We start from the raw sequence: 14740 nt of genomic DNA, 5'->3' as shown, positions 1-14740 counted from the left end.
GCCCTTGGGTTTGAGATCTGGAGTTTGGCAGGCAATGCGCATTCTTGTGATTGAAGACGACCTGGAAGCGGCGGCCTATGTCGTCAAGGGCCTGCGCGAAAGCGGGCATATCGTCGATCATGCCGCCGATGGCGAAGAGGGGCTTACACTCGCCCTGTCCAGTTCCTTCGATGTCATGATCGTCGACCGCATGCTGCCCAAGCGTGATGGGCTCAGCGTCGTCGAGACCCTGCGCGAGGAAGGTGTGCGCACACCTGTCCTTTTCCTGTCCGCGCTTGGCGAGGTGGATGACCGCATCAAGGGGCTGAAGGCGGGTGGCGACGATTATCTGACCAAGCCTTATGCCTTTGCCGAACTTCTTGCGCGGATCGAGGTGCTTGTCCGCCGCGCAAACCCTGATCAGGTCCGCACGAGGCTGCAGGTCGGTGACCTCGAAATCGACCTTCTCGCCCGGAAGGTTATCCGGGAAGGGCAGGAGATCGACCTCCAGCCGCGTGAGTTCCGGCTGCTCGAATATCTGATGAAACATGCGGGCCAGGTCGTCACCCGGACCATGCTCCTTGAGAATGTCTGGGAATATCATTTCGACCCGCAAACGAACGTGATCGACGTTCATATTTCGCGGTTGCGAGCGAAGATCGACAAGAATTTTGAGCAACCGCTCTTGCACACCGTGCGCGGTGCGGGATACTCGCTTCGTGCCGCTGATCAAACTCCTTAAAACCTCGACCTTCAGGCTCGCGGTCATCTATCTGGCCCTGTTCGCCGCCTCGGCGATCACGTTGCTGGCCTATGTCTATTGGAACACGGCGGGTTTCCTCGCCCGTCAGACCGATGAGGCGGTGGAAGCGGAGATTGCGGGCCTCGCCGAGCAATACCGGCAGGGCGGGTTGCCGCTCCTCGTTCACACGGTAATCCAGCGCTCGCGCGACCCGGGACAGAGCCTCTATCTCGTGCTCGACCCGGCAGGCCGTGTTCTTGCCGGTACGCTGGATGGCCGCCCTCAGGTCGAGCCGGGACCGGATGGCTGGTTCGATTTCAACTACAACCGGAAAACGCTGGACGGCACGGAGGTGAAGGCGGCGCGTGCGCGCGCTTTCTATTTGCAGGAGGGCTTCTATCTGCTCGTCGGCCGCGACGTGCAGGAACGGCGCGAGATCGAGAACCTCATCACCAATTCGCTCATCTGGGCAATCGGGATGACCATTGCGCTCGGCCTCGTTGGCGGCCTTTTCATGAGCCGCAACATGCTCGCCCGTGTCGACGACATCAATCGCTCCAGCCGCGACATCATGGAAGGCGACCTTTCGCAACGCTTGCCCATCGCGGGCACCGGCGACGAACTCGACCAGCTGGGCCTCAACCTCAATGCCATGCTCGACCAGATCGAGGCGCTGATGACGGGCATGCGCCAGGTCACGGACAATGTGGCGCATGATCTTCGCAGCCCGCTGAACAGGTTGCGAAACCGCCTGGAAGTCACGCTCATGCAGGAGGCGTCGCCGGAGGATTACAAGCAGGCGCTTGAAAAGACCATTGCCGAGGCGGACAGCCTGCTCGGCACCTTCAATGCGCTTCTGATGATCGCGCGCGCCGAAGCAGGCTCGCTGCGCGACTCCATGACATGGGTGGATCTCAGCGTATCGCTTCACGATGCGGCTGAACTTTATGAGCCCGTCGCCGAGGAAAAGGATCTTGCGATCCGCATCGACGTTCCCGGAGACATGAAGATCTGGGGAAACCGCGAATTGCTCTCGCAGGCCGTCGCCAATCTTCTCGACAACGCGATCAAGCACGGTCTTCCGCAGGAAGCCGGCGATGATCGTGTCATCACCGTTTCGGCAGGCGCCGACCTCGCGCGCCCGGGGCGCGGCATCGTTCTGTCGGTGGCCGATCATGGTCCCGGCATTCCCGCCGCCGAAAGGCAGCACGTGCTGGAGCGCTTCGTCCGTCTTGAGGCAAGCCGCAACACGCCGGGCTCCGGTCTCGGCCTCAGCCTCGTTGCGGCTGTCGCGCGGCTTCATGGCGGTTCGATCGAGCTTGACGATAATCGGCCGGGCCTGCGCGTGACGCTTCATCTGCCTGTTTCTGGACGTTGAAGCTCGCCCGTCGCGGCTTGTCGTCTCATATTTAATACGTCTAAGCTACAAGGCAGGGGATATCTGCGGATTTTCAAACCGAGGCTGGGATAAATGCAGTACCGTCCGGACGTTGACGGCATACGCGCCGTTGCGGTTGTGCCCGTGGTTATGTTTCACGCAGGCATCTGGCCTTTCACCGGCGGTTTTGTTGGCGTCGATGTTTTTTTCGTGATTTCCGGCTACCTCATTACCTCCATTTTGGTTGGAGATATTCAGGCCGGAAATTTCTCGATTGCGCGCTTCTACGAGCGTCGCATAAGACGCATATTTCCAGCCCTCTTTCTGATGCTTGGCCTTTCCTTCATCGCGGGATGGTTCATTCTTCTTCCGTCTTATTTCGAAGATTTCAGCGAGGGCGTGTTCGCGACGGCGCTATTCCTGTCCAATTTCCAGTTCTGGCGCGAGTCCGGCTATTTCGATAGTGCGGCCGATCTAAAGCCGCTTCTGCATACATGGTCGCTCGCTGTCGAAGAGCAGTTCTATATTTTCTTTCCGCTTCTGCTTGCGCTCTTTTATCGCCATCGGCTTTCGATCCTCAAAGCGGCCTTGCTCGTGGTCACCGTCATATCCTTCGCCTTGAGCGTCTATTTTGTTCGCTCTGCTCCGGAAGCAGCCTTTTACCTGACGCCTATGCGTGTATGGGAACTCATGGCCGGGTGTCTTCTTGCAGTAGGTATGGTCCCCCGTTTCACGAGCAATCGAGTGGCAGAAGTTTCTGCTGCGGTAGGCATCGCATTGATCGCCATCGCCGTCTTCGGCTTCACACCGGCAACGCCGTTTCCAGGTGTGGCGGCCTTGTTGCCCGTTGTGGGCACGATGCTGCTGATCCATTCAGGAGAGTCGTCAGTCACAACCATAGGCCGGATACTCAGTACACCTGTTCTTGTCGGCATCGGCCTTATTTCCTATTCGCTGTATCTCTTTCACTGGCCGGTTTTCGTATTCTACAGGCACCTCGTCGACGGCGGCGACGGTGAGTTGGGAATGCGCATTCTGCTGATATTTCTATCCGTCGCACTCGCTTGGGCGTCTTGGCGCTATGTCGAGCGGCCTTTCCGTCGCCGTGCGCCAACATCAACAAAACGCCGGGTCTTTGCTGTTGGTGGTGTTGTGGCGGTCACTTTTCTTGCAGTCGGAGGCGTCGGCAACGCGATGAAAGGCTGGCCAGAGCGTTACGACTTTCGGTTCGACCCCGCACCTGTCATGAAAGCGGGCGAAAGAGAAATTCGTAAGGTGATGGAAGGCGTTCGCTGTCGCGTGCCCGGCGAAGGAAGCACCGCGAATGCACATAGACATTGTGATGAAATGCCGCTCCGTCACCCTGCCGTTGCGCTAATCGGAGACAGCCACGCCTCTCACATTTATCCTGGCCTCATCGCAGAGTTTCCCGACGTTGACTTTCGCCTCTATGGGGCTGGCGGCTGCCGAGTATTGCGTAATGTCAACACGCGCGAGAGCAAACCAGACTGCGCGATTGTAGGCCCCTTTTTCTATGACACGGTGCTGCCCGGACAAAAATTCGATGGAGTTATTTTATCCGGCAGATGGGAAATGGCTGATGTGGAGCCTCTCGCGGAAAGTATCGAATATATAAGCCGGTATGCAGATGACGTTGTCGTACTGGGGCCCGTGCCGCGCTACAAAGTGAACTTGCCGGAAGCTCTGGCGATCTGGAAGGGCGAATATTCGCGAAAGTTTTTTGATTTGAACGAAGATGCGACTGTCGCAGGGATAGACGATGCCTTGGCTGCGCGCCTGGCCGGTTCGGGCGCGACTTATATTTCGCTTTATCGTGGCCTGTGTCGAGACAGGAAATGCCGCCTTTTCGGTGAGGGCGGCAAATCACCTTTGCAATGGGACAAAGCGCACTTGACAGTTGCCGGGTCGCATTTTGTCGCCTCCGAATTGCTTGTGCCGGTGCTGCGTGAACACCCCGCCTTTGCCCAATCACCCATGAGCGCCCTGGAAAACAGACATATGCAGGATGTTGAGCGATAGCCGTCACCGGCGGGCTGATTGTCAGTCTGCCGTTCGTTTTCGCGGCACATGGTTCGATTTGCCGCGCGCTATGCCGGGGCGCTGATGGGAGATGTTCGGTGAGGTCTACGAAGAACGAAAAGAAACTTCGCGAATGGGCCGGGGCCGCGCCAGCGCCCTATGATGCGGAGCGTGTCGCCCGCGAAATCGAGGACTTCGATGCCGCTGTCGTGAGTATCGGCGACCCGAAACTCACATCTCTCGCAGCCGACACGAATTTCCGTCATCTCGTCTCTTCCATTTTCGGCAATTCGCCCTTCCTCGGCCGCATCATCCGCCTTCATGCGGACTGGCTTCCGCGTCTTGTCGAACGAACGCCGGATGCCGCCTTCGATGATCTTCTCCTTCGCACGGCATCGGCCGGCGCGCTCGACAAGCAGGAAGAGGTCATGTCGGCGCTGCGGCTTGCAAAGTCCGAGGCCGCGCTTCTCATCGCCATGGCCGACATAACCGGCGCCTGGCCGCTGGAGCAGGTGACGGATGCGCTTACCTCCTTCGCGGATGCCGCCGTCAATGCCTGCATCGGCTGGCTTCTGCGCAATGCGGCAGCCCGCGGACAAATCGCGAAGACACCGGAAGAGGTCAGCGCCGCCGGCTCGGGGCTCGTCGTCCTCGGCATGGGAAAATATGGCTCGCGTGAACTCAATTACTCCAGCGACATAGACCTCGTCGTTTTCTACGAGCCCGGACAATTGCCGCTGAAGGATGGGCTCGACGACAGCGGCTTCTTCGTGCGCCTCACCAAGGATCTCGTGAAGATGCTGCAGGAGCGCACAGCGGATGGCTATGTCTTCCGCACCGACCTGCGGCTCCGTCCCGATCCCGGCGGCACGCCTGTCGCGGTTTCCTTGCCTGCGGCAGAAAGCTATTACGAAAGCCGCGGGCAGAACTGGGAGCGTGCCGCCTTCATCAAGGCGCGTGCCGTCGCGGGAGATCTCGAAGCGGGCGCGCGCTTCCTGCAAATGCTCACACCTTATATCTGGCGCAAGAATCTCGACTTCGCCGCCATCGACGACATTCATTCGATGAAACGGCAGATACATGCCGTCGGCGGGCATGGCGTCATCGCCGTGGCTGGCCACAACATCAAGCTCGGCCGGGGCGGCATCCGCGAGATCGAATTCTTCGTACAGACGCAGCAGCTGATCGCCGGTGGCCGCGACTATGATCTGCGGGGCAAGCAGACCTGCCTCATGCTGGACGAACTGGCGCTGAAAAAGTGGATCACGGACGAGGCGGCGGAGGAGCTGAAGGAAGCCTACCGTTTCCTGCGTACGCTTGAGCACCGCCTGCAGATGATCGAGGACGAGCAGACGCACTCCCTGCCGGCTTCGGATGACGATCTGGATCGCGTGGCTTGTTTCATGGGCTTTGAGAATCGCGGCAGCTTTGCCCGGGCGCTTACCACGCGCCTTGAATGTGTGCGGGATCACTACACGAAGCTGTTTGAAACCGCACCGCCGCTGGGCGAAGAGAGCGGGAGCCTCGTCTTCACTGGCACGGAGGATGACCCCGAGACGCTCGAAACATTGCGCGGTATCGGCTTCACCCGCGTTTCCGAAATGTCCGAGGCGATCCGCTCCTGGCATACGGGCCGCTTCCCGGCGACACGTGCCTCGCGCTCTCGCGAATTGCTGACCAGCCTCATGCCAGCGCTCCTGCGTTCGCTCTCGCGCACCTCTAACCCCGACACGGCCTTCGACCGGTTCGACCGTTTTCTCACCGGCCTCCCGGCGGGCGTGCAGCTTTTCTCGATGCTCTATTCCAATCCGCATCTGCTCGACCTGCTTGCAGGCATTTGCGGTATGGCGCCGCGTCTTGCGAATTACCTGAGCCAGAATCCGCGCGTACTCGAAGCGGTGGTCGATCCGAATTTCTTCAAGGTGCTGCCCGACAGCGAGACCTTGAACCGAAGCCTCTGCGACGAGCTTTCCCACGCGGAGGATTATCAGGACATTCTCGATTTCGCTCGCGTCTGGGCGCGTGAATATCGCTTTCGCCTCGGTGTTCGGGTGCTTTCCGGCAGCGCCGATGCGGAGGAGGCGGGCCCCGCCTATGCGGCGCTGGCAAGCGAACTGGTCGCGGCCCTCGCGCCGGCCGCGGAGACGAGAGTGGCCGAGAAACACGGGCGCATTCCCGGCGGCCGCTTCGTGGTTGTTGCAATGGGGAAGCTCGGCAGCGAGGAAATGAGCGCAGCCTCCGACCTCGACCTCATCATGATCTATGACGCAGATGCCGAAGTGTCGTCCGATGGCGAGCGTCCGCTCCACGCCGCTCAATATTACGCGCGCGTCTGCCAGCAACTTATCAACGCGCTCACCGCGCCGACGGCGGAAGGAAAGCTCTACGAGGTCGACATGCGGCTCCGCCCGTCGGGCAATGCCGGGCCGATTGCTACTTCCTTCTCGAGCTTCGTGGCCTATCAGGAATCGGAAGCCTGGACCTGGGAGCATATGGCGCTGACGCGCGCGCGGGTCATCGCCGGGCCGGACGATCTGAAGCAGCAGGTCGAGAAGGCCATCGCGGATACGCTGACGCGCCCGCGCGACAAGGCGAAGATCGCTGCCGATGTCGCGGATATGCGCGCGCGCCTCGCGAAGGAGCGGCCAAGCTCGAACCCCTGGGAGATGAAGCATGTGCGTGGCGGCCTCGTCGATCTCGAATTCATCGCGCAGTTCCTTCAGCTCGCGCATGGTGCCGTGCATCCCGAGATACTCACCCCGCATACGCGCGGCTCTCTCTCGCGTATCGCGGAGGCAAACCTCCTGCCTCCTGAAACGGCGGACATGCTGGTGCGCGCCATTGCCCTCATTCACAACCTGACCCAGGTGATCCGCGTCTGTGTGGAGGGTGTGTTCAATCCCGCCGAAGCCTCTTCCGGTCTGCGGTCGCTGCTTGCTCGTGCTGGCGATGCGCCGGATTTTCCTGCCCTCGAAGCCGAGCTCCTGGAAAATCAGCGCAAGGTCCACGAGGCCTTCGAGAGCATCGTCACTCCTTCCTGACCTCCCGTTCCCTGGCTGAACTCTTGCACCTGCCGGGTACTGGCCGGGGTATCGGCGCGTTAACGCTGTTTGGCGTTGTCGCGCCGCAAGCAAGGCAATCCCCGGACATTCTTGGTTAACCCGTCGGCCGTTTTCCTTTTTCGGCAGGCGCTGTCTGGTATCGGACGTGTCAAAACGGCACGTTTCGGGTAGGTAAAGCCGAAGGCATCCTTCGGGACCGTCCCATGCCGGGCAGGTGTTGTGGAGTTGGGGGCGCATGGAGCGTCACGATGCGATCGTGATTGGAGCCGGGCTCAACGGGCTCGTCGCTGCCGCCTGTCTGGCGCGGGCGGGGCTCTCCGTTCTTGTGCTCGATCGCGCCTCGGCGCCGGGCGGCATCGCTTGCGAGCATGAGGTCGCGCCCGGCTATCGTCTCCCCCGTTTCACGCTCGGCAGCGGCGGTTTGCCGCCGCGCATCGCCGCCGATCTCGATCTGCCGTGTCATGGTCTTCGCTTCATCCGTGCGGAGGGCGGCGTCACCTGCTTCCCCGGCGGTGAATATCACGCGAGCTACCGTGACGGGGTGGTTCATCGCAGCGAAATCGCGCGCTTCTCCCGCGTCGATGCCGATGCCTTCACGCGCTATCGCCGCGACATGCTGCGCGCCGCGCGCGTCCTCGCTCCGTTGCTCGCCGGGCCTGCCCGCCCCCGGGGCAAGGGGCTCTTTGCCGGTTTGCGCGCCCGTCTTGCGCTGGCGGACCGGATCTCCGCGATGGCGCCCGCCGATCTTCACGACATGCTCCGCCTCGGGACGCTCCCCGCATCTGAATTCCTCGACAGCTATTTCGAGAGCCCGCATGTGAAGGCGCATCTGGCCGCCGCCGCCATGATGGGAGCCACTCTCGGTCCCTGTTCGCCGACCAGCGCCGCGCGCCTCGTTCTCCCCTGGCTGGAAACGGCAGGCGATGCAATGGGCGGCGCGCCCGAAACATTGATGCCCGTCGGCGGTCCGGCCGCGCTCGTTTCCGCCTTGCGCTCGGTCATCCTTGCCGCAGGTGGTCAGCTCCGCATGGAAGCGGAAGTGACCGATATCCGCATCAAGGACCGCAAGGTCCAGGGCGTCGTTCTGGCGAATGGCGAGGAAATCGGCGCCGATGCGGTCCTCTCCGGTCTCGACGTGAAGCGGAGTTTCCTCAGCCTCTTCCAGTGGAAGGATCTGCCGGAGGGACTGGTGGAGCGCGTGGGCCGTGTACGCATGCGCGGCGTTGCAGCCAAGGTCAATATCGCGCTCGATGCCGCGCCGGATTTCCCCGGTCTGCCGGAAGGCTGTCCCTCGCTTGGCGGAGGCTTGCGCCTTGCCGCCGAAATTCCGGCCATGCAGCGTGCTTATGACGATTGGCGCGAGCGCATGCCGCCGCGCAATCCGTTGATCGATGTATTCATCCCGTCCTTTCTCGATTCCTCCCTCGCGCCGCAGGGCGGCCATGTGCTTTCCGCCCTCGTTCAATATGTGCCCGAAGTTTTGCATGAAGGCCCGTGGTCGGCGGAGCGGCGCAAGGTGCTGGGCGATCATGTCATGGCGCGCCTCGCCGAAGTCAGCCCCGGCATGGAAAAACATGTCGTCGCGTTCGAGGTTCTGCTGCCGGACGATATCGAAAACGAGATCGGCCTCACGGGTGGCGATTTCTCCTATGGTGAGACGACGCTCGATCAGCTTTTCTCGAACCGCCCGTTCCCCGGCATGGGAGGAGCGGAAACGCCGTTGCGTAATTTCTATCTCTGTTCGCCGAGCGCCCATCCGGGGCCGCTGGTCATGGGCGGGGCAGGCGCCAATGCCGCCTCGGCACTTCTTGCCGCCCGGCGTAAGGGGGGCCGCTCATGAATTGGGAGAGCGCAGCGTTCGACGCGATTGTGGTGGGCGGCGGTCATAACGGCCTTGTCGCGGCCGCACGTCTGGCAGGCGAGGGAAAGCGCGTCCTCGTCGCTGAGGCGGGCTCGCATACGGGCGGTGCCGCCGTCACCTCCGAAATCACGCCGGGTTACAGCGTCCCCGCCGTCGCACATCTCCTCGAAGGGTTTCCCCGCCGGATCGAGCGCAAGCTCAAACTCGCAAGGCATGGCCTGCGCTACGCCGCGCGCAACGTCGCGACCGTCGCCCTCGACCGCGATGGAAAGCACCTTCTTCTGCCGCGCACACGCAAGGAGTTCGCCGCCTTTCGCGAGGCACTGCCGAAAGATGCGGAGGCCTACCGCGAATATGTCGCGCACCGTCGCGCGCTGGCCGGTCTTGTCGCGCCGCTTCTGGGTGAGCGACCGCCGGAACTTGCAGACCCCGATGCGTTCAGGCGTTTCCTCCGCCGGTCTGTCTGGCGGGCAATGTTGAAGGGCGGCAGCACAATGCAGAGCCTGCTTCGTGTTCTGCCCGAAGCCATCGGCGACCGGCTCGATGTCGAGTTCGAGTCGCCGCTTCTGAAAGGTGCGCTCGCTTTCGACGCAACGCTGGGCGGCGCCGAGGGGCCATATGCGCCGGGCACATCTTTCCGCGCCATTCTTCGTGAGGCAACGCGCTTGCAGGGGCAGGGCGCTTGCCTGCCCGCAGGCGGCATGGGCGCGCTTGCCGATGCGCTTGCCGCCGCTATCGTCGCATCGGGTGGCGAAATCCGTCTCGATACGGAGGTTTCGCGCTTCCTCGTCGAAGAGGGAAAGGCTACCGGCATCGTGCTTTCGAGCGGCGTCGAAATCCGGGCGCCCCTTGTCCTGTCCGCGATCTCGCCAAGCGTGACCATGCTTGAGCTGGCTGGCGCGCGCCATGTCGAGACGGGCGATATTCACGAACTTCGAAACTTTTCGCCGCGCGGTACGGCTGCAAAGATCAATCTCGCGCTCGACCGTTTGCCGCAATTCACCGGCCTCGCGCCGGAGCTTCATGGCGCGCGGCTTCTCATTGCGCCCTCCCTTGCCGAACTCGATGAAACCTCGCTTGCGGCGCAGAATGGCGACCTGCCGCTCGAACCTGTGATGGAACTTCTCCTGCCGAGTGTTGCCGACCCATCGCTCGCGCCCGAGGGTCAGCACGTCATCTCGATCATCGTCCACAACATCCCGCATGAAATGGAAGGCGGCTGGGAAACGCATCGCGAGGCGCTCGTGCAGCGCGTCATCCGCACGCTTGGCGGTTATGCGCCGGAGATCGCTGATGCCATGATCGCCGGTGAAATTCTGACACCACATGATATCGAGAGGAAATACGGGCTCGCGGGCGGCGACTGGCATCAGGGCGACATCCGTCTCGACCGCCTTCTGGTTTCCCGCCCGGCGCCGGGCTACAGCCGCTACCGGACGCCGTTGCCGGGGCTCTGGCTTTGCGGCGCGGGCAGCCATCCAGGCGGCGGGGTCACCGGTTTGCCGGGTTGGGTTGCGGCCGGTGCCGCGCTCGAAAGGGGGAACACATGACGCCGGACACAGCACATAGAGAAGAGGCCGCGCAGGAACAGGTCGATCTCGACAATGAACAGACGCCGGTCGATCGCGCGCTTTTCGAGGAGCCGCCCGCCGAGCCGCCTTTTGCGCGCGCTGTGCATATGACACCGCTTCACCTTCTCATCTCCGCTGAAAGCCGGACGAACCGCTGGACGGAATGGAACGGATACACTGTCCCCGACGTCTTGACCGATCTCGGCGATGAATACCGGGCGTTGCGCGGTGCGGCTGTGCTTGCCGATCATTCACCGCTGGTGAAGACGCGCATTTCAGGGCGCGACGCCACCGATTATCTCCAGCGCCTCGTCACGCGCGATATCTCTTCGCTCGCCGTTCATGCCGCCATTCCCGTCATATTCTGCGAGGGCGCGGGGCTTGTGCTTGGCGACGGAATTCTCTTCCGTCTCGGCGATGAGGAATATCGTCTGGTCACGGAGGAGACACATCTCGCCTGGATGACGGAGAGCGCCTTGGGGTTCCGTGTCCGCATCGAAGATGTGAGTGCGACGCTCGCCACGCTCTCGCTTCAGGGGCCGCTATCCGCCGCATGCCTGCGTGATGCGGGGGTAAGAGACGTCGAAACGCTCGCGCCCTTCGCCTCATGCTGGGCGGATATCGGCGGCATGCCCGTCTATGTAAGCCGCACCGGAGCAAGCGGCGATCTCGGCTATGAACTTTGGGCCGACGCGGAAGATGCGCCGCATCTCTGGCGCCGCTTGATGGGCAAGGGCTTGTCTCACGGTCTGCGGCCCGCGGGCTTCGCCTTGCGCGAACTCGCACGCCTCGAAGCGGGTTTGCCGCGCGCGGGCCGCGATTATCTTTCGGCCTTTGCCGCGGTCTTGTCCTCCGATGCGGCAACCCCCTTCGAACTCTGGCCCGCGCCCGCCATCTCCATGGACAAGCCGGTCTTGAACGGGGGCAGGGCGCTCCGCCGCCTCATAGGTGAGCGGCCTCGCCGCCGCCTCGTTGCGCTCGTTGCCGAAGGCCTCGAACCTGTAACACTCTCGACGGTCCTGTCCGGCACACGCCCTGCCGGCACAGCGACGACGGCCGGTTTCTCTCCCGCGCTTGGCGCCAATATCGCACTTGCGCTGGTCGAGGCTTCGGCCCTTGATGGCCCTCTTTCGGTGACGGGCCGCCTTCGCGAAGGGCTATCGACGCGAGAGCTTGTCCTGCCGGCGCGGGTTATGGGAGAACCTGCTTGGAAAACGGCCCGTGGCCGCGCTTTTCCCGTTGCCTTCGGTCTTTGAAAAAAATCTTCTGAATTTTCTCGACGGATTTGCCCTCCCTGCGCGTTTGTCTTTGTAACGGGCGCCCGGACGGCCCCCGCTGCTTGCCCCCCAAGAAGCAGAGATATGCCGTCTGGACGAACCGGTTCCGGAGACCGCAGGCACCCTCCCGCAGATAGCGCCTGCGGCTCCGGGACGCGATTTCCCAGGGGTACGGAAACCCAAGGAAGAGGATTTTAAGATGCGTAAACTCAGATATGGACTGCTTGGTACCGCCGGTGCACTGGCTCTCGCAATTGCCCTGCCGGCCATTTCCCATGCCGGTCCCGGCAAGGGCGATCACGGTGCCCGCCTGTTCGAACAGACGGACAAGGATGGCGACGGCTTCATTTCCAAGGCCGAGATGCAGGCGGCGAGCGAACAGCGTTTCGCCAAGGCGGACGCGAATGGCGATGGCGTTCTGACCAAGGACGAGATGGCTGCGACGCGTGAAAAGATGCGCGACGAGTTCAAGTCGCGCCGCGGCGATCCCGCCGAGCGATTTGCCAGGGCCGACGCCGATGGCGATGGCAAGGTCACGCTTGAGGAAATGAAGGCCGCCGCCAATGCCCGCATGGCCGAGATGGGCAAGGGCGAGAAGTTTCCCGACCGTCGCGCTGACCGTATGGAGAAGTTCTTCACTGCCGCCGACACGAACGGCGATGGCGGTCTCACCCAGGACGAGATGAAGGCCGCTGGCGAAAAGATGAGGGAAAAGCATGCTGAAAAGCGTGGCGGCAAGAAGGGCAATATGTTCAGCCGCGTCGATGCCGATGGCGATGGTCAGGTGACCAGGGCCGAGTTCGTGGCAGGCGGCGACAAGATGTTCGATCGCCTCGATCGCAACGGCGACGGCAAGCTTGAGAAGGGCGAAGGCCGTCCGCATCATGGTGGACCGGACGGGCGTGGTGCCAAATCGCCTGAAGCCGAGTAAGCTCGTTCATGGCGGATCGACGCCTTGAAACCCTGCAGGATGCCGGCTTCGGCCGGCGTCCTCGCATGGGTGCCGGGCGTCTTCCTGCGGATAAAATAAGCGGACCGCCCGGTCCGGCTCACGCAAGGAAAATGCGGTTGGAGCAACCGTCCGACGATGACCTGGTAGCCGCCGTCGCCAATGGCGACGAAGCGGCTTGCCGTGCGTTGATGGACAAGCATCTCATGCGCATGCTCGCGCTTGCCCGCCGAATGCTTGGCAATCAGGCGGATGCGGAAGAGGTTGCGCAGGAAGTCTTCATCCGCGTCTGGACCCATGCGGATCGCTGGGAGCCGGGCAAGGCGCAGTTCGGCACATGGCTCTACCGTGTTGCCACCAATCTCTGTCTCGACCGCTTGCGCAAGAAGCGCCCGACGGACGACATAGACGACATGCCCGATCTCGCCAGCGGCGATCCCGGGCCCGACCGGCAGTTCGAGCAACGTGAGCTTGCTGCCCGTGTCGAAGCTGCCCTCCAGGAATTGCCCGAGCGTCAGCGCGCTGCCATCGTGCTCTCGCATTATCAGGGACTCGGAAATATCGAAGCGGCGGATATTCTCGGCGTGACGGTGGAAGCGGTGGAATCGCTCCTGTCGCGCGCGCGCCGCCAGTTGCGGGTATCGCTCGCGACGGAAAAGGATGAGTTGTTGCGTTCAAAGGAAATCAGCGCCTCTTGAGGGCGCCGCGAATGGGCTTGATACGGATGCGAAACGAAATGACAATTGAGCGGCTGAGGGAGATCGTCGAGGCTTACGGTGCCTCCCCCGCGCGCTGGCCGGAGGCCGAAAGGCCCGCTGCCGAAGCCATGCTCGCTGCCTCTGCGCAAGCGCGCGGGCTTGCGGAAGATGCCGCCCGCTTCGATGCGTTGCTTGATATGGCGCCGGTCGAGGCGCCTTCCGCTGCGCTCACCGAACGCCTCATGGCCGCGCGCCCGCGTGCGGCCGCACCGCTCGTCAGGCCCGCGCCGGATCTGCGCCCCAAGGCGGAGCGGGGTTTCTTCGGCGGTCTGGTCGAGGCTGTCTGGCCTTATGGCTCGCCCGCCTTTCCCGCCGGTGCTTTGGCTGCCGCGCTTGTCATGGGCGTTGCGCTCGGCTCCACCTCCGGCATTTCCGTGCTCGATACGCGCAGCTCCGTCGCCGTAACCGATACAGAAGCTGGCGAAGGATTGATTGCGCTTGCCATGGCCAATCAGGCCTGGCCCGAGGAGTGGATGCAATGAGTGAAACGAACGTCACCCCGCCTTCGGGCAAGCAGCCGCGCCGCTGGCTGGGTCCGGCTTTTCTTGCGTCTCTCACGCTCAACATTTTCCTTGTCGGCCTGATCTCCGTGCCGCTCTTCTTCCGTGCTGGGCCTGACATGGATTTCGGTCCGCCGCCGGGCGGCGCCGGGCCGGGCATGTTTCACCAGAGTTTGAGGGATTTGCCGGAGGAAGACCGCAGGGCGATCCGCAAGGTGATGCTCGGCCACTTCCCGCAGATCCGCCCGCATCTTGTCGAGATGCGCAAGGCGAAAATGGAGCTCGCCGCCGCCGTTGCTGCCGACCCCTACGATGAAGACGCCGTACGCGATGCCTTCGACAAGATGGAACTGGCGATGAAGGAGATGGGTGAAATCGGCCGCGATGCCATGATGACCGGTTTTGCGAAGCTCACGCCCGAGCAGCGCCAGCGTGTTGGAGAGGCGATGCGCAAGGAAGAGGAGAATGGCCGGATGCGCTGGCGTGATCGCCGCGACAACCGCGAGGGCCGCGATGGTCCCCCGGACGTCCCCGGCGACATGGAGCCGCCCGCACCCTGAGATCCCGATCTCTCCTTGGCAGCCGGGCGGCGGAGCGTGTTAGGCTTCGCCGGAATGCAATTG

At 62.6% G+C, this 14740-nt stretch carries 11 protein-coding genes; all 11 read left to right on the top strand.

All coding sequences use genetic code 11. From position 1 onward, the window contains the following. The first annotated feature begins 34 nt into the window (after positions 1-34). The 11 genes from ABJO61_RS06790 (at position 35) to ABJO61_RS06740 (ending at position 14677) form a co-directional block, all read left to right on the top strand. Positions 35-721: a response regulator transcription factor gene (locus ABJO61_RS06790; RefSeq protein ID WP_348323853.1), complete on the top strand. Its 687-nt coding sequence runs from the start codon at positions 35-37 to the stop codon at positions 719-721. Beyond that, positions 699-2099, top strand: coding sequence for a HAMP domain-containing sensor histidine kinase (locus ABJO61_RS06785; protein WP_348323851.1), 1401 nt, complete (start codon positions 699-701; stop codon positions 2097-2099). The genes ABJO61_RS06790 and ABJO61_RS06785 overlap by 23 nt, the downstream gene beginning before the upstream one ends. A gap of 93 nt (positions 2100-2192) precedes the next feature. Further along, positions 2193-4139, top strand: a complete 1947-nt coding sequence (locus ABJO61_RS06780; protein WP_348323849.1) for an acyltransferase family protein — start codon at positions 2193-2195, stop codon at positions 4137-4139. 98 nt (positions 4140-4237) lie between these two features. Further along, entirely contained in the window at positions 4238-7180 is a 2943-nt protein-coding gene (locus ABJO61_RS06775; RefSeq protein ID WP_348323847.1) for a bifunctional [glutamine synthetase] adenylyltransferase/[glutamine synthetase]-adenylyl-L-tyrosine phosphorylase, read from the top strand. A 256-nt stretch (positions 7181-7436) separates the two neighbouring features. Continuing rightward, positions 7437-9041, top strand: coding sequence for an NAD(P)/FAD-dependent oxidoreductase (locus tag ABJO61_RS06770; protein WP_348323845.1), 1605 nt, complete (start codon positions 7437-7439; stop codon positions 9039-9041). Then, a complete protein-coding gene (locus ABJO61_RS06765; protein WP_348330977.1) occupies positions 9038-10612 on the top strand; it encodes an NAD(P)/FAD-dependent oxidoreductase in 1575 nt (524 codons plus the stop codon). The genes ABJO61_RS06770 and ABJO61_RS06765 overlap by 4 nt, the downstream gene beginning before the upstream one ends. Continuing rightward, positions 10609-11889, top strand: coding sequence for an aminomethyltransferase family protein (locus ABJO61_RS06760; RefSeq protein WP_348324201.1), 1281 nt, complete (start codon positions 10609-10611; stop codon positions 11887-11889). The genes ABJO61_RS06765 and ABJO61_RS06760 overlap by 4 nt, the downstream gene beginning before the upstream one ends. 220 nt (positions 11890-12109) lie before the next feature. Then, the gene (locus ABJO61_RS06755) at positions 12110-12841 is read left to right on the top strand and encodes an EF-hand domain-containing protein (RefSeq protein WP_348324203.1); all 732 of its coding nucleotides are present in this window, start codon (positions 12110-12112) and stop codon (positions 12839-12841) included. Positions 12842-12849: 8 nt separating this feature from the next. After that, complete coding sequence (locus ABJO61_RS06750; protein WP_348337099.1) at positions 12850-13557, top strand: RNA polymerase sigma factor; 708 nt, start codon at positions 12850-12852, stop codon at positions 13555-13557. 38 nt (positions 13558-13595) lie between these two features. Next, entirely contained in the window at positions 13596-14099 is a 504-nt protein-coding gene (locus ABJO61_RS06745) for a hypothetical protein (RefSeq protein WP_348324205.1), read from the top strand. After that, the gene (locus tag ABJO61_RS06740) at positions 14096-14677 is read left to right on the top strand and encodes a periplasmic heavy metal sensor (protein WP_348324207.1); all 582 of its coding nucleotides are present in this window, start codon (positions 14096-14098) and stop codon (positions 14675-14677) included. Before ABJO61_RS06745 ends, ABJO61_RS06740 begins: the two co-directional genes overlap by 4 nt. The last annotated feature ends 63 nt before the right edge of the window (positions 14678-14740 follow it).

Origin of the sequence: Parvibaculum sp., from assembly GCF_039973015.1 — a bacterium.
Classification (GTDB): domain Bacteria; phylum Pseudomonadota; class Alphaproteobacteria; order Parvibaculales; family Parvibaculaceae; genus Parvibaculum.
Note: the sequence above shows the minus strand (reverse complement) of the source record. Positions and strands in the feature narration are given on the sequence as shown.